The organism is Streptomyces sp. NPDC033229 (assembly GCF_055576875.1).
Window position 1 is genome coordinate 1 of record NZ_JBVIQR010000010.1, and the last position, 16551, is coordinate 16551.

Sequence of the window (16551 nt, forward strand, 5' to 3'; positions counted from 1 at the left end):
AGCGAACACGTCAGCCAGCGTCCGAAGACGCAGGCCGGGACGGTCGGGGACCGCGCATCCCCGCTCGGCCAGGAGCGTGCGTACTTCTGCAATCGCACGGGTGATGGTGGAACGGTCGACACCGAACAGCAGCCCCAGCACCGAGTGCGGCAGGTCGTGCCGCAGATGGATCAGCGTGGCCGTCAGCCTGTCGACGAACACCAACTGGTGGCGAGCGCCGGCGCCCGCGGCCCGCTTTCTCGCCCCGCCCCGCGCAGCATGACGGCGACCCTCGACGCCGGCCTGCCACCGCACCGCCAACTCTTGCACCAGACCCGCGAGATGACGCCGAGAGATCCCTGTGAAGAGCTGATGTGCCAGTACCGCCCGATTGATCGTGATCGCCACAGCCGGATCATGCCACCAGCCAGGCACGACACTCACCCCGCTATCACGCACCAGCTCGTTAGACTCGGAGGCGACAGCCATGGAGGCGCACATGAGCACCGCAGTGGACCTGGCAGTGGACTCGGCCGAGCTGGACGAGATGTTCGCGGACATCTCGCGCATGAACGTGCCCGCCGGCTACCGGGTGGAGATCATCGAGGGAGAGATCGTCCTGAATCCGCAGCGCAAGGTGCATGCCACGATCATCCGGCGATTGAACAGGGCCTTGGAAGACGCTCGTGGAAGCGAGGCCAACATCCTCTGGGATGTGCGCATCGACTTCCCAGGTGTCCTCAACGGCTACGCCCCGGATGTGGCGCTGGTGAAGGACGACGCCGAGGAGGGCGACGAGGGCAGGCACGACTTCCGGGACGTGGAGTTCGTGGCCGAGGTCGTCTCGCGCGGCAGTCGGCGGGACGACTACGACGCCAAGCTGACGGTCTATGCCGCGTCCCGTGTGCCGACGTACGTCATCGTCGACCCGAAGAAGGCCACGGTGCACGTGTTCAGCGAGCCGCGTGACGGTGCGTACGCCGACGTGACGACCTATGCCTTCGGGGAGAAGTTCACGCTTCCGTTCCCCGAGATCACCATCGACACCGCGGGCTGGCCCCGCGACTGAGGCAGGCGGCCGGGATGGGTCAGCCCTTCGGGCCCTTGCCGTCCTGGTCCGGGTCCTCGTCCTTCTTCAGCGACTTGAGGAACTCCGGGTTGTCGTCCGGGGCCACCCACTGTCCGCCGCGCCCGCGGCCGTAGGCGCGTCCGCCGCCGGTGGCGGCGCGGCGCGGGCGGCCGGCGAAGAGCCAGGCGACGGGGCCGATGAGGACCTCGCCGAAGAGCAGGATGACGAACACCCAGGCGATCTTCGGCAGCCCGCGCACCTCGTTCTCCGGGGTGTTGAGGCAGTCGATGAAGGCATAGATCCACAACGCCAGGATCAGCAGAAGCGGCAGATACCTGAGCATGGTGGCGAGCCCCCAGTGAGCGGTGTACGGGCCGCTCGGCGGCCCCCGTGACCGCTCCAGGGTAGTGCGTGCTTGATACTGGAACGCATGGCTTATGACGATCTCCGCTCGTTCCTCCGGGCGCTGGAGCGCGACGGTGACCTCAAGCGCATCAAGGCCGAAGTCGACCCGTACCTGGAAATCGGGGAGATCGTCGACAGAGTGAACAAGGCGGGGGGTCCCGCGTTGCTCTTCGAGAACGTCAAGGGCGCCTCGATGCCGCTCGCGATGAACGTCTTCGGCACGGACCGCCGGCTGCTCAAGGCGCTCGGCCTGAAGTCCTACGACGAGATCAGCGACAAGATCGGCGGGCTGCTCAAGCCCGAGCTGCCGCAGGGCTTCGTCGGGATGCGGGAGGCGTTCGGCAAGCTGGGCGCGATGGCGCACGTACCGCCGCGCAAGGTCAAGGACGCCCCGGTCCAGGAAGTGGTGCTGACCGGCGACGACGTCGACCTGGAGCAGCTCCCGGCGCTGTTCACCTGGCCCGAGGACGGTGGCTCGTTCTTCAACCTGGGGCTGACGCACACCAAGCACCCCGAGACGGGCGTGCGCAACCTCGGCCTCTACCGCCTCCAGCGCCACGACAAGCGCACCATCGGCATGCACTGGCAGATCCACAAGGACAGCCGCAACCACTACCAGGTGGCGGCCAAGCGCGGCGAGAAGCTGCCCGTGGCGATCGCCTTCGGCGCCCCGCCGGCCGTGACGTACGCCTCGACGGCGCCGCTGCCCGGCGACATCGACGAGTACCTCTTCGCGGGCTTCGTCCAGGGCAAGCGGATCGAGATGGTCGACTGCAAGACCGTCCCGCTGCAGGTCCCGGCCAACGCCGAGGTCGTCATCGAGGGCTGGCTGGAGCCGGGCGAGATGCTGCCCGAGGGGCCCTTCGGTGACCACACCGGCTTCTACACGCCGCAGGAGCCGTTCCCGGCGCTGACCATCGACTGTGTGACGATGCGCCGGCGCCCGCTGCTCCAGTCGATCGTGGTGGGCCGGCCGCCGACCGAGGACGGTCCGCTGGGGCGGGCGACGGAGCGGTTCTTCCTGCCGCTGCTCAAGATCATCATTCCGGACATCGTGGACTACCACCTGCCGGAGTCGGGCGGCTTCCACAACTGCGCGATCGTCTCGATCGACAAGAAGTATCCGAAGCACGCCCAGAAGGTCATGCACGCCATCTGGGGCGCGCACATGATGTCGCTGACCAAGCTGATCATCGTGGTCGACGCGGACTGCGATGTGCACAACCTGCACGAGGTGTCCTGGCGGGCGCTCGGCAACACCGACTACGCCCGTGACCTCACCGTCGTCGAAGGCCCGGTCGACCACCTCGACCACGCCTCGTACCAGCAGTTCTGGGGCGGCAAGGCGGGCATCGACGCGACCGCGAAGTGGCCCGAGGAGGGCTACACCCGCGACGGCGGCTGGCCGCACATGGTCGAGTCGGACCCGGAAGTCGCCGATCGGGTGACGAAGCGCTGGAAGGAGTACGGGCTGTGATCCGTAGGCCGATGGTGGAAGGTGCGCGGCCGGGGTTTCCCCGCCACCGCGGGGACGAACCGGGGTACGGGCTGTGACCTCCGCCGCCGAAGGGGTCCTCGGCCCCGGCCCCGCGCCGTCCACCGGCAAGGTGAAGGCGTTCCTGCGCCTGGTGCTCATCGAGCACTCCGTCTTCGCACTGCCCTTCGCGTACATCGCCTCCCTCACCGCGATGTACCAGTGGGACGAGAACATCCACTGGGTCCGGCTGCTGCTGGTCACCGTCGCCATGGTGGGCCTGCGCACCTTCGCGATGGCCTGCAACCGGATCATCGACCGCGAGCTCGACGCCCGTAACCCGCGCACCGCCAATCGCGAGCTGGTCACCGGCGCCGTCTCCGTGCGCTCCGCGTGGACGGGCGCGCTGATCGCCGTCGCCTTCTTCCTGGGCGCCGCCGCGCTGCTCAACCCGCTCTGTCTGGCGCTCGCACCGCTCGCCGTGATCCCGATGGTGGTCTATCCGTACGGCAAGCGGTTCACGAACTTCCCGCACGCGATCCTCGGTCTCGCCCAGGCCATCGGCCCGGTCGGCGCCTGGCTGGCGATCACCGGCGAGTGGTCCTGGGACGCGGTCATACTCGGTCTCGCGGTCGGCGTGTGGATCGGCGGCTTCGACCTGATCTTCGGCTCCCAGGACGTGCTGGCGGACCGGGCGGAGGGCGTGAAGTCCGTCCCGGCCCGCTTCGGTGTCCCGGCCGCGCTGTACGGCGCGCGGGCCTGCCACGTCGTCACCACGGGCCTGCTGGTCTGGTACGCGCTGGCCACGAACGCCGGGCTGTTCTTCTGGGTCGGGCTGGCCGTGGTGATCGCGGCCTTCCTCTACGAGCACTCGATCGTGAAGCCGCACGACCTGTCGCGGCTGAACCGGGCGTTCTTCACCGTCAACGGGTTCATCGGGATTGCCCTGTTCGTGTGCGCGTTGCTCGATCTGCTGGTGCGCGGCCTGACCGTGTGAGTAGCCTCGACGCCTGGCCGTCCGTGGTTCCGGCCGGTTGATCCCCGGTCGCCGCAGGTGACCGGTGGGCTTCCGCTGCGCTGCGGATAGGCTCGGGACGTGGAGCCGTACGAACACACAACGCAACGCCGGCCCTGGGTGGTCGGGGTGTCCGGCGCGTCCGGGACCCCGTATGCCGCGTCCGTGCTGCGCGGTCTGCTGGCCGCGGGCGAGGACGTGGACCTGGTGGTCAGCCGCGCGTCGAGACTGACGCTGCTGGACGAGACCGGGATCGCGTTCCGGGACGCGCACTGGCGCGAGGATCTGCGGGACTGGCTGGCGCTGGGCGCCGACGGCAAGCCCGGGACCTTCGAGACCGACCTTGCCCGGGTGCGGTACTGGCCGGCCGGGGATCTCGCGGCGGGGCCGTCCTCCGGCAGTTACGCCGTGAAGGGGATGCTGATCGTCCCGGCGAGCACGGCCTGTGTGGCCGGGGTGGCGCTGGGGCTGTCGAAGGATCTGCTGCAGCGGGTCGCGAGCGTGACGCTCAAGGAACGGCGCCGGTTGGTGGTCGCGGTGCGGGAGACGCCGCTGAGCGGTCAGACGCTCAAGCAGCTCGTGGCGCTGGACGAGGCGGGCGCCGTGGTGCTGCCCGCCTCTCCGGCGTTCTACGCGGGGGCGACGCACATCCAGGATCTGGTGGACTTCGTCGCCGGGCGGGTGCTGGACGCGGCGGGGGTGCCGCACCAGCTCTACCGCCGGTGGAAGGGAGAGCTCGGTGCCGCGCGCTCCCCGGGTGAGGACTAGCGCTTCTTGGTGCGGCGGGTCTTGGCCTCGGCGCGGCGCTGGTCGGTGGTCTGGTGGGCACGCGAGCGGTTGGCCAGGTCCTGCAGCTCGCGCATCCGGGCGTAGGCCATCTCGATCGAGTACACGGGAAGCTCACTCCTGAAGGATCAACGTCGATCTGGTGAATGATTTACAGGGCATCTCCCCTGCATGCCTTAGATTCTACACGTAAACCGGCGACTTCGCTGATTATTTGAAAGGTGCCAGCCAATGGACGCGGTGGACAGGCAGCTCATCCAGGCCCTGCGGGAGAACGGCCGGGCCTCGTACGCGGAGCTGGGCAGGCTCGTGGGCCTGTCCGGGCCGAGCGTCACGGACCGGATCAACCGCCTGGAGGCGGCGGGAGTCATCACGGGCTACCGCGCGACCGTCGACTCCGCGTCGCTCGGCCTCGGGGTCACGGCGCTGATCGGCATCCAGCTCTCCGACGCCGCCGACCACGAGGACGTGGCGCGCCGGCTGCGCGACCTGGCGGAGATCGAGGACTGCTGGTTCATCGCCGGCGACGACTCGTACATGCTCAAGGTGCGCGTCGGTGACGTGGACGGCCTGGAGCGCACCATCCGGCGGCTGTCGGGCACCCGGGGCGTCGCGCGCACCCGGACGACGATCGTCCTCTCGACCAAGTGGGAGAACCGGGTCGGGGAGCTGCCCGAGGAGGCGTAGGCCTCCTTTGGCGGATGTCGTTGGCCCCTGCGGGCCGTGGCGTGTGCACCTCCGCTGCGCGGCGGTGTCCTCAATCGCCGGACGGGCTTGATTCGGCGGAGCTCAGCCAAAACCAGCCTGTCCGGCGATTGAGGACGCGCCCGCAGGGCGCTCGCCGCCGCAGGCGGCACGGACGGCCCGCAGTCGGCGGCGAAAACGCAAGGAGTACGCTCGACAGGGTTGCAAAAGCGGATGTTTGGAGAGGCGGGCGCATGGACGCGGGGCTCAAGCGCGAGCTGGAGGAGAAGGTCCACGCCGGGGAGCGGCTGACCCGCGAGGACGGCATCGCCCTCTACGAGTCCGACGACCTGGCCTGGCTGGGCGGTCTGGCCCACGAGGTGCGCACGCGCAAGAACGGTGACGTCGTCCACTTCAACGTCAACCGGCACCTCAACATGACGAACGTGTGCACCGCCTCGTGCGCGTACTGCTCGTTCCAGCGGAAGCCGGGCGAGAAGGACGCGTACACGATGCGCATCGAGGAGGCCGTCCGCCTCGCCAAGGCGATGGAGAACGAGAACCTCACCGAGCTGCACATCGTCAACGGCCTGCACCCCACGCTGCCCTGGCGCTACTACCCGCGCTCGCTGAAGGCCCTCAAGGAGGCGCTGCCGAACGTCTCCCTCAAGGCCTTCACCGCCACCGAGATCCAGCACTTCGAGAAGATCTCCGGCATGCCCGCCTCGGAGATCCTCGACGAGCTGATCGATGCCGGTCTGGAGTCGCTGACCGGCGGCGGCGCGGAGATCTTCGACTGGGAGGTCCGCCAGCACATCGTCGACCACGACACCCACTGGGAGGACTGGTCGCGCATCCACCGTCTGGTGCACGAGAAGGGGCTCAAGACCCCCTCCACGATGCTCTACGGGCACATCGAGGAGCCGCGCCACCGCGTGGACCACGTGCTGCGGCTGCGCGAGCTGCAGGACGAGACCGGCGGCTTCCAGGTCTTCATCCCGCTGCGCTACCAGCACGACTTCGTGGACATGAAGGACGGCAAGGTCCGTAACCGGCTCCAGGCGCGGACGACCATGGCGACCGGTGCCGAGGCGCTCAAGACCTTCGCCGTCTCCCGGCTGCTCTTCGACAATGTCCCGCACGTGAAGGTCTTCTGGGTCATGCACGGCGTGCAGACCGCGCAGCTCGCGCTGCAGCACGGCGCGGACGACATGGACGGCTCGGTCGTCGAATACAAGATCACGCACGACGCCGACAACTACGGCACGCCGAACAAGCTCGGCCGTGAGGACCTGCTGGACCTCATCCGCGACGCCGGCTTCCGCCCGGTGGAGCGCAACACCCGTTACGAGATCATCCGCGAGTACCCCGGCCCCGACGCCGCGCGCCGCGAGTCGCCGCAGCCGATGCGGATCTGACGTCCCGGAGGCGCGTTCCGGTTGCAGGAGAAGCCCTGGTGGACACGTCCGCCGGGGCTTCTGTCGTGTCTGCCGCGGGCTGTCCGCCTGGCCTGTCCATAAGTCATTGCGCTCTGATCTTCGTAATGGTTGCATGGCGTCCATGACCCTTACGTTCGTCCGTGATCCCCAGCTCACCCCCGCCCTCCGCGAGGAACTCGCCGACCTCTGGCTCGACGTCTCGCAGGCCGGTGGCGCCGTCGGTTTCGTGCCGCCCGTCACCGCCGAGGACATAGCGCCCGTCATGCGGCGGCAGTTGGACGACGTGACCGCCGGGGGGACGCGGATGCTCGGTGCATATGAGGGGGGCGCGGGCGGACGGCTGATCGGCACGGCCTTTCTCAAGCTCAACTCGCACCGCCTGATGACCCACTGGTGCACCCTCGTCACGGTCATGGTCCACCCCACGCTGCAGGGTGGCGGCCGGGGCAAGGCAATGGTGCGCGAGGCGATAGAGATGGCCCGCGACCTGGACTTCCATGCTGTGCGGCTGGGCGTGCGGGGTGGCGAGGGCACCGAGCGCTTCTACGAGACCGTCGGTTTCAAGGAGGTCGGCCGGGTGCCCGCCGCGATCCGCGTCGCGCCGGACGATCATCGCGACGACATCACGATGTGGCTCCCCCTGGTCTGATCCCTATCGGTCCGTGCTTGACTGGACGGTGACCCTTTCGGTTGCCGTTGAGAAGAAGGTCCCGTCCGTGAGTAGCCAGAAGTTCGCCTCGCTCCGCTACACCGCTCTGCGGTTCGGTCTGCTCATCGCCTGCTTCGGTGTCGTCTACGGGCTCTGCTGGGCGGGTGCCGTCCCGATCGCCGCGCGCGGCTCGAACCTCATCTGGATGATCCTGCTCGCGCTCGTCATCTCCGCCCCGCTCAGCTGGGTGCTGCTGCGCAAGCAGCGTGACGCCATGTCCGAGCAGATCGTCGAGCGCGTGGACCGCGCGAAGCAGAAGCTGGCCGCCAACAGCGGCCAGGAGGACGCGACCGCCTGAATCCCCCAAGCGGGAACTACCCGGACCATCGGGTGTAATCCCGCTCACAACGCATAGACGCCCCCTCGCAGAGCGACCGCTCCGTGAGGGGGCGTCCGGCGTATTCCGGCCGTACGCGTGTGCTTGAACTCAAAGGAGAGCTTTGAGTTGCCCAAAGGCCGAGTGTTAACGTATTCGACATGAAGACAGCAGCAGCGCACCGATCAGCCGTGAGCCCCGTGCTCGTGGCGCGCCTGCACGTCGATCTTTGCCGCTGCGTGTCCGCGGCCTGTTGCCGCCGCTGACGTCACGACCGCCGCGGCCGGAGATCCCGTCTCTACGGACCTCCTGGCGCCTGAACGCCCTTTTTCTTACTTCCGTCCCCGGAGATCCCCGTGCCTTCGACACCCGCGTCCGCCGCCACGGCCACCCGCCGGCGCATACCCAAGGTCCCGTTCTGGGCCCAGATCCTGCTCGGCCTCATGCTGGGCGCCCTGCTCGGCTGGGCCGCCCAGAGCGGTGACATCCACTGGCTCGAGGTCACCCTCGGCAAGATCGGCGACATCTTCGTCCAGCTGCTGATGGTCGTGATCGCCCCGCTGGTCTTCTTCGCCATCCTGGTGTCGATCACCAATCTGCGGAACGTCTCCAACGCCGCCCGGCTGGCCACCCGCACGCTGCTCTGGTTCATGATCACGTCGCTGATCGCGGTCGTCATCGGCCTCGCGATCGGCCTGCTCACCGACCCCGGCTCCGGCACCGGCCTCACCCCGGCCGACGGCGCCGAGCCCAAGAAGCACGGCTCGTGGCTGGACTTCCTGACCGGGATCATCCCGACCGACGTGATCACGCCGTTCACCGAGTTGAACGTGCTCCAGATCGTCTTCATGGCCGCCGCCGCGGGCATCGCCATCCTCCAGATCGGCGACAAGGCCAAGCCCGTCCTCGACCTCAGCCAGGCCGCGCTGGACCTGCTCCAGAAGGTTCTGTGGTGGGTCATCCGGCTCGCCCCGCTCGGCAGCCTCGGCCTGGTCGGCACGGCCATCGCCACCTACGGCTGGAACCTGATCGGCAAGTACGCGACGTTCACCGCCGACATCTACGTCGGCTGCGCCATCGTGCTCTTCGGCGTCTACCCGGTGCTGCTCGCCACCGTCGGCAAGGTCAACCCGCTGCGGTTCTACAAGGGTGCCTGGCCGGCCATTCAGCTGGCCTTCGTCTCCCGCTCCTCCGTCGGCACGATGCCGCTGACGCAGAAGGTCACCGAGCGCCTGGGTGTGCCGAAGGAGTACGCGTCCTTCGCCGTGCCGTTCGGCTCGACGACCAAGATGGACGGCTGCGCCTCGATCTACCCCGCCATCGCCGCGATCTTCGTCGCGCAGGTCTTCGACGTGCCGCTGGAGATCCGTGACTACGTCCTGATCGCCTTCGTCTCCGTGATCGGCTCGGCCGCCACCGCCGGTCTGACCGGTGCGACCGTGATGCTGACCCTCACGCTGTCGACGCTGGGCCTGCCGATGGCCGGTGTCGGTCTGCTGCTGGCCATCGACCCGATCGTGGACATGATGCGCACCGCGACGAACGTCGCAGGTCAGTCGGTCGTTCCGATCCTCGTCGCCTCCCGGGAGAAGATCCTCGACCGTGCGGCGTACGACTCGGCCGACGGGTCGAAGCTCGACGACGCCCCGGGCGCGGAGCCGCAGCCGGTAGCGGCGTGATCCGTACGGCTTGATCCGCACCCTCGACGGCATCCCTCCTCCCCGTAAAATTACCAGCCGGTAACGTGACGGGGGCGGAGGGATGTTTGTTGTGAAAACCGCACAGACCGCACAGACCGACGCTGCTCAGGTCAGCACCGAGGCCAGGACCGGCGCCGGGATCAGGACCAAGGTCAAGACCAAGCGGATGCCGCGCGAGGTGCGCGAGCGCCAGATGCTCGACGCGGCGGTGGAGATCTTCGCGCGACGCGGCTACGCCGCGGCGTCCATGGACGAGATCGCCGAACTGGCGGGGGCATCGAAACCGCTCGTCTATCTCTATCTGAACTCGAAGGAAGACCTCTTCAGCGCCTGCATACGGCGCGAGTCCGAGGCGCTGGTGACCGCGGTGCGGTCCGCCATCGACCCGGAGGCGTCCCCCGACGGCCGGCTGTGGAGCGGGCTGCTCGGCTTCTTCGCGCACACCGCGGCCCACCCCGACGCCTGGGCGGTGCTGCACTGCCAGGCCCGGACGCACGGCGAGCCGTTCGCCTCGGCCGTCTGCGCGATGCGGCAGGAGATCGTCGACGTGGTCACCCAGCTCATCGCCGCGACGGCCCGGGAGGCCGCCTGCGCCGCCGAACCCGGCGGGCGGGAGATCTCCGGCCTGGCGCACGCGCTCGTCGGGGCCGCCGAGTCGCTCGCCGCGTGGGCCAACACCCGCGGCGACGCCGCCCCCTCGGAGAAGGAGACGGCGTCGACGCTGATGAACCTCGTCTGGGCGGGCCTGGGGAATCTCATGAACGGCCGGTGCTGGTCCGCGGCGCGGGGCTGAGCCCCCAGGTTCCGGCGCTCCGTGGCGGCGAGCGCCCTGCGGGCGCGTCCTCAAACGCCGGACGGGCTCGATCAGCCCGTCCGGCGTTGGATCAACCGCAGTTGCCCACGGTCGGCCTGCCCGCGAACCGGTCCGCCAGCCAGTCGGCCGCCGGGATCGACTCGGTGATCACGCCCAGGACGTGCTCGCCGAGCGGCAGCGCCTTCCACTGCACGTTCGCGCCCTTGGCGCACCAGTCCGCGCGCAGTTTCTTGCCGACCGCGTACGGGATCAGCTCGTCGATGACGCCGTGGTAGAGGTACACGGGCCGGTCGGGGGCGCGGGTGCCGAGGTCGGATGAGCGCAGGACGCGCTGCCAGTCCGCCTCGTGGAGGGGGTTCTTGACGGTGACGTCGGAGATCTTCCGGAAGAGGCCCGCCACCGCGTCGATCGCCACGCAGTGCTTCTTCATGAAGTCGACGTAGCCGCGGCCCTTGTCGTTCAGATAGCGGTCCAGGTCCAGCTCCGGGAAGGCCGCGTTCTGGCCCGTGGCGGCCATCAGGACGAGACCGGCGCCGATGCCGCCGTTGTTGAAGTCGGCGGTCTTGAGGAGGTCGGCCGGGACACCACCGGTGGCCGTGCCTCTGACGTCCAGCTCGGGTGCGTAAGCCCCGTGCAGCTCGGCAGCCCAGCTCGATGCCTGCCCGCCCTGCGAGTAGCCCATGATCCCGACGGGGGAGTCCGTGCCGAGGCCCGCTTCCGGCAGCCGCTGCGCGGCGCGTGCCGCGTCGAGCACGGCATGGCCCTCGGCGCGGCCGACCGCGTACGTGTGCTCGTCGGGCGTGCCGAGGCCCTCGTAGTCGGTGACGGCGACGGCCCAGCCGCGCAGGGTCAACTGCTGGATGAGATTGGCCTCCAGGGTGGTCCCGTACGGGAAGCCCGCCGAGGGGGCGCACGCGTCACCGAGGCCGACGGTCCCGACGGCGTACGTGATCAGCGGCCGCGGCCCCTTCCGGCCGTCCCGGGGGACGATCACGGTGCCGGAGACGACGTTCGGGGTGCCCTTGGCGGTGGTGGAGCGGTACGTGATGTGCCAGGCCCGGGTGTTCGTGGGCTGGCCGGGCAGGGGGTGGAAGGACGTGGGCGCGGAACTGACGATGTCGCCGGGGGCTCCGCCGCCCCGGTCCGGCTGCCCGGCCGAGGCGGGGCCCGCCAGGGCGAACGCGGCCGCCAGCGCGGCGAGGGCGGCCAGGGCTCTGGTACGCAGGTGCATGCGGCTCTCCCGAATGTCCAGTGGTGCCGAACCGGTTGGGGCGACCGTAGTGACCGGCGGGTAATCCGGGCGCTGACCGGGACGCTCAGCTTTGCTGACCCCGCCGCATGCCCTCGTGCCACTCGCCGCTCTCGGTGCTCAGCAGCCGGTACGCGCCCGGCGTGGTCCCCGTCCAGCGCCGGAACGCCCGGTGGAAGGCGGTGTCCTCGGAGAAGCCCAGCCGGGCCGCGAGCTCGGCGATCGGCTCCCGGCTCGCCGCGAGACCGCTGATCGCCGCGTCCCGCAACACCCCGTCCCGCAGCAGCCGGTAGGAGGTGCCCTCCTCCTGGAGCCGCCGCCGGAGCGTCGCCGGGCTCATCGCTAGCCGCGCCGCGACCTCGGCCACCTCCGGCAGCCGGGCCGGCCGCCGCCCCTCGCGCAGCGCGGTGCCGAACGCCCGCCGCACCTGCTCGGCGACCGTCGTCCCGTACTCGCGGCGGCTGAGCAGATCGGCGGGCGCCCGCCGCAGCAGCTCCGCGAGGCCCGCCTCGTCGCGGACCACGGGCGCGGCCAGCCACTGCGCGTCGAACCCGGCCCCCGTGCGCCGCGCGCCGAACCGCACGGGGCAGCCGAAGAGCAGCCCGTACTCGCCCGCGTACGGCGGGGCGGGGAAGGCGAACTCCGCCCAGCGCAGGGCGATCCGGCGGCCGATCAGCCAGCTCGCCAGCCGGTGCCAGACGATGACCACGCACTCGGCGAGGAAGCGCCCCTCGGCATAGCCGCGCAGGTCGTTGCGGACGGTGAACACCGCCTCCGCGCCCCGGCGTTCGAGCGCCAGATCGGGCCCGCCGGGGAAGAGCCCGTAGAAGCGGACGCCCCGCTCCAGCGCCGCGCCGAGGTCGCGGCAGCCCAGGCACGCGGAGCACATCATGGCGAACGTGCCGTTCCTGCTGGGCGTGGGCCCGAGCCCCAGGAACTCGTCCCGCGTCGCCCGGTGCAGCGCCTTCACCAGCGAGGTGAACTGCTCGGGCGTCACCCGCGCCCGGTCGTCCGCGAGCAGCAGCGGCGGGATCCGCGCGGTCTGCAGCAACGGCACGGTGTCGATGCCGAGCCGCCGGGCGCCGCCGAGCGCGGCCCGTACGTGGTGCACGGTGATCGTCCGCCTGCCCATGCCCTGCACGGTAGCCCCGATGAGCGCCGGGGTCAGCGGCGCTGACGCTTCCGGTCATCCCCGGTCCGGGGCCGCGCTTCGTAGCGTCGGGCGTACGGATCCGAGGGAGGCGTCATGCGCGACGGTCGGCAGGTACCGGGCACGCTCGCGGAGTTCGTGGAGGAGGCGGCGCGGCGGTACGGGGAACTGCCCGCCCTGCGCTTCAAGTCCCCGGGCGGCGACTGGACGGAGGTCGGCTACGACGCTCTTCGCGAGTCCGTACGGTCCGTCGGGCGGGGCCTCGTCGCCCTCGGCGTGCGCCCGGACGACCGGGTGGCGATTCTGGCCGAGACGTGCCCGGAGTGGACCTACGCCCATTTCGCGATCCTGGCCGCCGGCGCGGTTGTCGTCCCCGTCTATCCGACGGCGGGTGAGGACGAACTCGCCTGGGTGCTCGGGGACTCGGCGGCGACGGTGGTGATCTGCGAGGACGCGGCCCAGGCGGCCCGGGTCGAGGCCCTGCGGGCGAAGCTGCCGGGGCTACGGCACGTGGTGCGGATCGCCGGGGAAGGCGGGGAAGGCGGGGAAGGCGGGGAAGGCACGATCGACGGGCGGGCCGCCGAGCTCGGGTCCGGGCCTGCGTCTGCGGTCGGGCCCGCGCCTGGGTCCGCACCCGGGTCCGAGTCCGCGTCCGGCGCTCGGGCCGCGGCTCTGCCGGGGACGGGGCCGGGTGCGGGTGGTGACGGGAGCGGCGTCCGCCGTCGCGGGGGTGCCCCGCCGCTGCTCGGGGCGCTGCCCCAAGCGCCCTTGGCGGAACTCCTCGCGCGGAGCGCGACCCGCACCGGCGATGATCTCTGCGCCATCGTCTACACCTCCGGCACCACCGGCCTTCCCAAGGGCTGTCGGCTCACGCACGGCAACTTCACGGCCGTCCAGGACGCCACCGCCGACCTCATCGAGGGCGGTCCCGGCGACACCACGTATCTCTACCTCCCCCTCGCCCACCTCCTCGCCCAGCTCATCCAGCTCACGTGCCTGCGCCAGGGCGGCACGCTCTGCTACTTCGGCGGCCGGATCGAGAACGTCGTCGCCGAGCTCGCCGAGGTCCGGCCCACGCATCTGCCGTCCGTGCCCCGGCTCTTCGAGAAGGTGCACGCCACCGTCGCCTCGCTCGCCGAGTCACGCGGCCAGGACGGCCGGGACCGCTTCGAGGCCGCCGTACGGACCGGAGTCGAGGTCGCCGAACTGCGCGCCCGGGGCGAGGAGCCCACCGGCCCGCTCCGCGCGGCCTGGCAGGCGGCGGACGAGAGCCTGTTCTCCCTCGTCCGGGCGGCGTTCGGCGGGCGGCTGCGCTGGGCGCTCACCGGCGGCGCCCCCATCGCGCCGCAGACCATGGACTTCCTGCGGGCCTGCGGTATCCGGGTCTTCGAGGGCTACGGCATGACCGAGTCGGCCGGGGTGATCTCCCTCAACCACCCGGGGGCGGTCCGGTACGGGACGGTCGGCCGGCCGGTGCGCGGCTGCGAGGTGCGGATCGCGGCGGACGGCGAGGTGCTTGCCCGGGGGCCCGGGGTCTTCCCCGGCTATCACGCCAATCCGGCCGCGACCGACGAGGCGCTGGACCCGGATGGCTGGCTGCACACCGGCGACCTCGGCAGCCTCGACGCGGACGGCTTCCTCCGGATCACCGGCCGCAAGAAGGACCTGATCATCACGTCGGGCGGCAAGAACCTCACCCCCTCGCTGGTGGAGGCCGCCATCCAGCAGTCCCGCTGGGTCTCGCGCGCGGTGATGATCGGCGACGCCCGTCCGTACCCCGTCGCGCTGATCACCCTGGACGCGGAGGAGATCGCGGCCTGGGCCCGGGGCGAGGGGCTGGACCCGGGCCGGGGGCATGCCGGGCACCCGTTCGTGCGGGCCCGCTGCCAGGAGGCCGTCGACGCCGCGAACGCCCAGGTGGCCCGGCCCGCCCGGATCCGGGCGTTCACGATTCTGGACGAGGACTTCACGGTCGGCGGCGGGGAGCTGACCCCCACCCTGAAACTGCGGCGCTCCGCGATCGCGAACCGTTACGCGGCGGAAATCGATGCGTTGTACGAGCGATAGCGGAAAAGGATGATCCGGTTAGCGGCGAAAGGCGTGCGGGTTCTGTGCGTCATGAGTTCAACAAGGTTCGGCAGAGCCGTGAGATCCGGGTGAGCCGACCGCCTTGAGAAAAGGCAGGAGCCCTGCCCCTCCGCCGTAGCGGGGGAGCAGGGCTCCTTGGGTACAGCACGTCGACCGCGATCGGTCGAGCCGTCGCACCGGAGGGATCCGAGGATCAGACCGGGGTGACGTTCTCCGCCTGCGGGCCCTTCGGGCCCTGCGTGACGTCGAAGTTGACCTGCTGGTTCTCCTCGAGGGAGCGGAAGCCAGAGGCGTTGATCGCGGAGTAGTGGACGAAGACGTCGGGGCCCCCGCCGTCCTGGGCAATGAAGCCAAAGCCCTTTTCAGCGTTGAACCACTTCACGGTTCCGGTAGCCATAAAGCCCTCCTTGGGCCCAAAGGGTTGCCCTGCTCCAGAACCTGCGAGAAGTCTGAAAACTACAAAAGCCTGCGGGGTCACATGCTCCGCAGGCTCTGTACTGCAAGGGAAACCAAACTGCAACTTGCGGCGAGCGTAGCACGGTGGGTTCGCGCTGGGAAAGAGTCGAAGATCACGCTGTTCACAGGTTTTCGGCGCCTCCCGCGCGGAAAAGATCGACGATCGGGCCCGGCGCGGCGCGACCCCCGCCCCCGCCTTCCCGGCGGCCCGGGGCTAGCCTCCGGATGTGGACATTTCAGCCTCGGACCCAGCGATCCCCGCCACCCGCGCCGGCCTGCCGCCGGAGCGGCTGCGCAGCCGCCCCCGCGTCGGACACATCCAGTTCCTCAACTGTCTGCCGCTCTACTGGGGCCTCGCGCGCACCGGCACGCTGCTCGACCTGGACCTGACCAAGGACACCCCCGAGAAGCTCAGCGAGCAGCTCGTCCGGGGCGAGCTGGACATCGCCCCGATCACCCTCGTCGAGTTCCTGAAGAACGCCGACGACCTCGTCGCGCTGCCGGACATCGCCGTCGGCTGCGACGGCCCGGTCATGTCCTGCGTGATCGTCTCCCAGCTGCCGCTGGACCAGCTGGACGGGGCCCGGGTCGCCCTCGGCTCCACCTCGCGGACGTCCGTGCGCCTGGCGCAGCTGCTGCTCGCCGACCGGTACGGGGTGCGGCCGGAGTACTACACCTGCCCGCCCGACCTCGGCCTGATGATGCGGGAAGCGGACGCCGCCGTGCTGATCGGGGACGCCGCGCTGCGGGCCTCGCTGCACGACGCCCCCCGGCTCGGCCTGCAGGTCCACGACCTCGGGCAGATGTGGAAGGAGTGGACGGGGCTGCCGTTCGTCTTCGCCGTCTGGGCCGCCCGCCGCGACTACCTGGCCCGCGAGCCGCGCATCGTCTCCAAGGTCCACGAGGCGTTCCTCGCCTCCCGGGACCTGTCCCTGGAGGAGGTCGGGAAGGTCGCCGAGCAGGCGGCGCGCTGGGAGTCCTTCGACGCGGAACTGCTGGAGCGCTACTTCACGACACTGGACTTCCGTTTCGGACCGGACCAGCTCGCCGGGGTGGCCGAGTTCGCCCGCCGCACGGGCCCGACGACCGGTTTCCCAGCCGATGTGCGGGTGGAACTGCTGAAGTCCTGACCCCCGGGCGGGGATCAGGACTTCGGAGCTGCCTGCGGCGGGGGCGCGGGGCGGCGGACCGGGATCAGGTCACCGGGCCGCCCGGCCC

At 70.3% G+C, this 16551-nt stretch carries 18 protein-coding genes; 12 read left to right on the plus strand and 6 right to left on the minus strand.

Going from position 1 to position 16551, the window contains the following annotated elements; all coding sequences use genetic code 11:
* Window positions 1-387: helix-turn-helix domain-containing protein (locus ACZ53N_RS11460; RefSeq protein ID WP_469140688.1), on the minus strand; the 387-nt coding region annotated here is incomplete at its 3' end.
* Between the two features lie 91 nt (window positions 388-478).
* Between ACZ53N_RS11460 and ACZ53N_RS11465 the strand changes: the two genes are divergently transcribed.
* Window positions 479-1048 carry a Uma2 family endonuclease gene (locus ACZ53N_RS11465; RefSeq protein WP_469140689.1) on the plus strand — a complete coding sequence of 190 codons (570 nt, stop codon included), beginning with the start codon at window positions 479-481 and terminating at the stop codon, window positions 1046-1048.
* A 19-nt stretch (window positions 1049-1067) separates the two neighbouring features.
* Here ACZ53N_RS11465 and ACZ53N_RS11470 read toward each other — a convergent pair whose 3' ends face one another.
* The gene (locus tag ACZ53N_RS11470) at window positions 1068-1391 is read right to left on the minus strand and encodes a PLD nuclease N-terminal domain-containing protein (RefSeq protein ID WP_469140690.1); all 324 of its coding nucleotides are present in this window, start codon (window positions 1389-1391) and stop codon (window positions 1068-1070) included.
* Between the two features lie 87 nt (window positions 1392-1478).
* Between ACZ53N_RS11470 and ACZ53N_RS11475 the strand changes: the two genes are divergently transcribed.
* From ACZ53N_RS11475 to ACZ53N_RS11485, 3 genes are all read left to right on the plus strand, one after another.
* Window positions 1479-2930, plus strand: coding sequence for a menaquinone biosynthesis decarboxylase (locus ACZ53N_RS11475; protein WP_418100780.1), 1452 nt, complete (start codon window positions 1479-1481; stop codon window positions 2928-2930).
* A 73-nt stretch (window positions 2931-3003) separates the two neighbouring features.
* Window positions 3004-3924, plus strand: a complete 921-nt coding sequence (gene mqnP / locus ACZ53N_RS11480) for a menaquinone biosynthesis prenyltransferase MqnP (RefSeq protein WP_469140691.1) — start codon at window positions 3004-3006, stop codon at window positions 3922-3924.
* 99 nt (window positions 3925-4023) lie between these two features.
* Window positions 4024-4710: a UbiX family flavin prenyltransferase gene (locus ACZ53N_RS11485; RefSeq protein WP_390154691.1), complete on the plus strand. Its 687-nt coding sequence runs from the start codon at window positions 4024-4026 to the stop codon at window positions 4708-4710.
* Here the strand turns inward: ACZ53N_RS11485 and ACZ53N_RS11490 are convergent.
* Complete coding sequence (locus ACZ53N_RS11490; RefSeq protein WP_469140692.1) at window positions 4707-4835, minus strand: hypothetical protein; 129 nt, start codon at window positions 4833-4835, stop codon at window positions 4707-4709. The two genes, ACZ53N_RS11485 and ACZ53N_RS11490, sit on opposite strands and share 4 nt — an antisense overlap.
* Before the next feature lie 124 nt (window positions 4836-4959).
* On the opposite strand from ACZ53N_RS11490, the gene ACZ53N_RS11495 reads away from it, so the two are divergent.
* The 6 genes from ACZ53N_RS11495 (at window position 4960) to ACZ53N_RS11520 (ending at window position 10369) form a co-directional block, all read left to right on the plus strand.
* On the plus strand, window positions 4960-5415 hold the full coding sequence (locus ACZ53N_RS11495) for an Lrp/AsnC family transcriptional regulator (RefSeq protein WP_356448891.1): 456 nt from the start codon (window positions 4960-4962) through the stop codon (window positions 5413-5415).
* Window positions 5416-5666: 251 nt separating this feature from the next.
* Entirely contained in the window at window positions 5667-6830 is a 1164-nt protein-coding gene (mqnE, locus tag ACZ53N_RS11500) for an aminofutalosine synthase MqnE (protein WP_130878883.1), read from the plus strand.
* Between the two features lie 142 nt (window positions 6831-6972).
* Window positions 6973-7500, plus strand: a complete 528-nt coding sequence (locus tag ACZ53N_RS11505) for a GNAT family N-acetyltransferase (protein WP_469140693.1) — start codon at window positions 6973-6975, stop codon at window positions 7498-7500.
* 67 nt (window positions 7501-7567) lie between these two features.
* Window positions 7568-7858, plus strand: a complete 291-nt coding sequence (locus ACZ53N_RS11510; protein WP_469140694.1) for a DUF4229 domain-containing protein — start codon at window positions 7568-7570, stop codon at window positions 7856-7858.
* A 374-nt stretch (window positions 7859-8232) separates the two neighbouring features.
* Complete coding sequence (locus ACZ53N_RS11515) at window positions 8233-9555, plus strand: dicarboxylate/amino acid:cation symporter (RefSeq protein ID WP_469140695.1); 1323 nt, start codon at window positions 8233-8235, stop codon at window positions 9553-9555.
* 187 nt (window positions 9556-9742) lie between these two features.
* On the plus strand, window positions 9743-10369 hold the full coding sequence (locus ACZ53N_RS11520; RefSeq protein ID WP_469140799.1) for a TetR/AcrR family transcriptional regulator: 627 nt from the start codon (window positions 9743-9745) through the stop codon (window positions 10367-10369).
* A gap of 91 nt (window positions 10370-10460) precedes the next feature.
* Here ACZ53N_RS11520 and ACZ53N_RS11525 read toward each other — a convergent pair whose 3' ends face one another.
* Both ACZ53N_RS11525 and ACZ53N_RS11530 read right to left on the minus strand, forming a co-directional pair.
* Window positions 10461-11621, minus strand: a complete 1161-nt coding sequence (locus tag ACZ53N_RS11525) for a lipase family protein (protein ID WP_469140696.1) — start codon at window positions 11619-11621, stop codon at window positions 10461-10463.
* 85 nt (window positions 11622-11706) lie between these two features.
* Entirely contained in the window at window positions 11707-12771 is a 1065-nt protein-coding gene (locus tag ACZ53N_RS11530) for an AraC family transcriptional regulator (protein ID WP_469140697.1), read from the minus strand.
* Between the two features lie 114 nt (window positions 12772-12885).
* Here ACZ53N_RS11530 and ACZ53N_RS11535 point away from each other — a divergent pair, with 114 nt between their 5' ends.
* Window positions 12886-14856 (plus strand): AMP-dependent synthetase/ligase, encoded by a 1971-nt coding sequence (locus ACZ53N_RS11535; RefSeq protein WP_469140698.1) that lies wholly within the window; start codon window positions 12886-12888, stop codon window positions 14854-14856.
* 214 nt (window positions 14857-15070) lie between these two features.
* On the opposite strand, the gene ACZ53N_RS11540 is transcribed toward ACZ53N_RS11535, so the two are convergent.
* Window positions 15071-15274, minus strand: a complete 204-nt coding sequence (locus ACZ53N_RS11540; RefSeq protein ID WP_003984261.1) for a cold-shock protein — start codon at window positions 15272-15274, stop codon at window positions 15071-15073.
* A gap of 292 nt (window positions 15275-15566) precedes the next feature.
* Here ACZ53N_RS11540 and ACZ53N_RS11545 point away from each other — a divergent pair, with 292 nt between their 5' ends.
* Complete coding sequence (locus tag ACZ53N_RS11545; RefSeq protein WP_469140800.1) at window positions 15567-16463, plus strand: menaquinone biosynthetic enzyme MqnA/MqnD family protein; 897 nt, start codon at window positions 15567-15569, stop codon at window positions 16461-16463.
* Window positions 16464-16551: the final 88 nt, after the last annotated feature.

Bases quoted from the DNA above. Each gene is read 5' to 3' on its own strand.
- ACZ53N_RS11520 (WP_469140799.1), top strand. From the start codon at position 9,743: ATGCCGCGCGAGGTGCGCGAGCGCCAGATGCTCGACGCGGCGGTGGAG.
- ACZ53N_RS11540 (WP_003984261.1), bottom strand. From the start codon at position 15,274: ATGGCTACCGGAACCGTGAAGTGGTTCAACGCTGAAAAGGGCTTTGGC.
- mqnE (WP_130878883.1), top strand. From the start codon at position 5,667: ATGGACGCGGGGCTCAAGCGCGAGCTGGAGGAGAAGGTCCACGCCGGG.
- ACZ53N_RS11475 (WP_418100780.1), top strand. From the start codon at position 1,479: ATGGCTTATGACGATCTCCGCTCGTTCCTCCGGGCGCTGGAGCGCGAC.
- ACZ53N_RS11535 (WP_469140698.1), top strand. From the start codon at position 12,886: ATGCGCGACGGTCGGCAGGTACCGGGCACGCTCGCGGAGTTCGTGGAG.
- ACZ53N_RS11530 (WP_469140697.1), bottom strand. From the start codon at position 12,771: ATGGGCAGGCGGACGATCACCGTGCACCACGTACGGGCCGCGCTCGGC.
- ACZ53N_RS11470 (WP_469140690.1), bottom strand. From the start codon at position 1,391: ATGCTCAGGTATCTGCCGCTTCTGCTGATCCTGGCGTTGTGGATCTAT.
- ACZ53N_RS11465 (WP_469140689.1), top strand. From the start codon at position 479: ATGAGCACCGCAGTGGACCTGGCAGTGGACTCGGCCGAGCTGGACGAG.
- ACZ53N_RS11505 (WP_469140693.1), top strand. From the start codon at position 6,973: ATGACCCTTACGTTCGTCCGTGATCCCCAGCTCACCCCCGCCCTCCGC.
- ACZ53N_RS11495 (WP_356448891.1), top strand. From the start codon at position 4,960: ATGGACGCGGTGGACAGGCAGCTCATCCAGGCCCTGCGGGAGAACGGC.
- ACZ53N_RS11525 (WP_469140696.1), bottom strand. From the start codon at position 11,621: ATGCACCTGCGTACCAGAGCCCTGGCCGCCCTCGCCGCGCTGGCGGCC.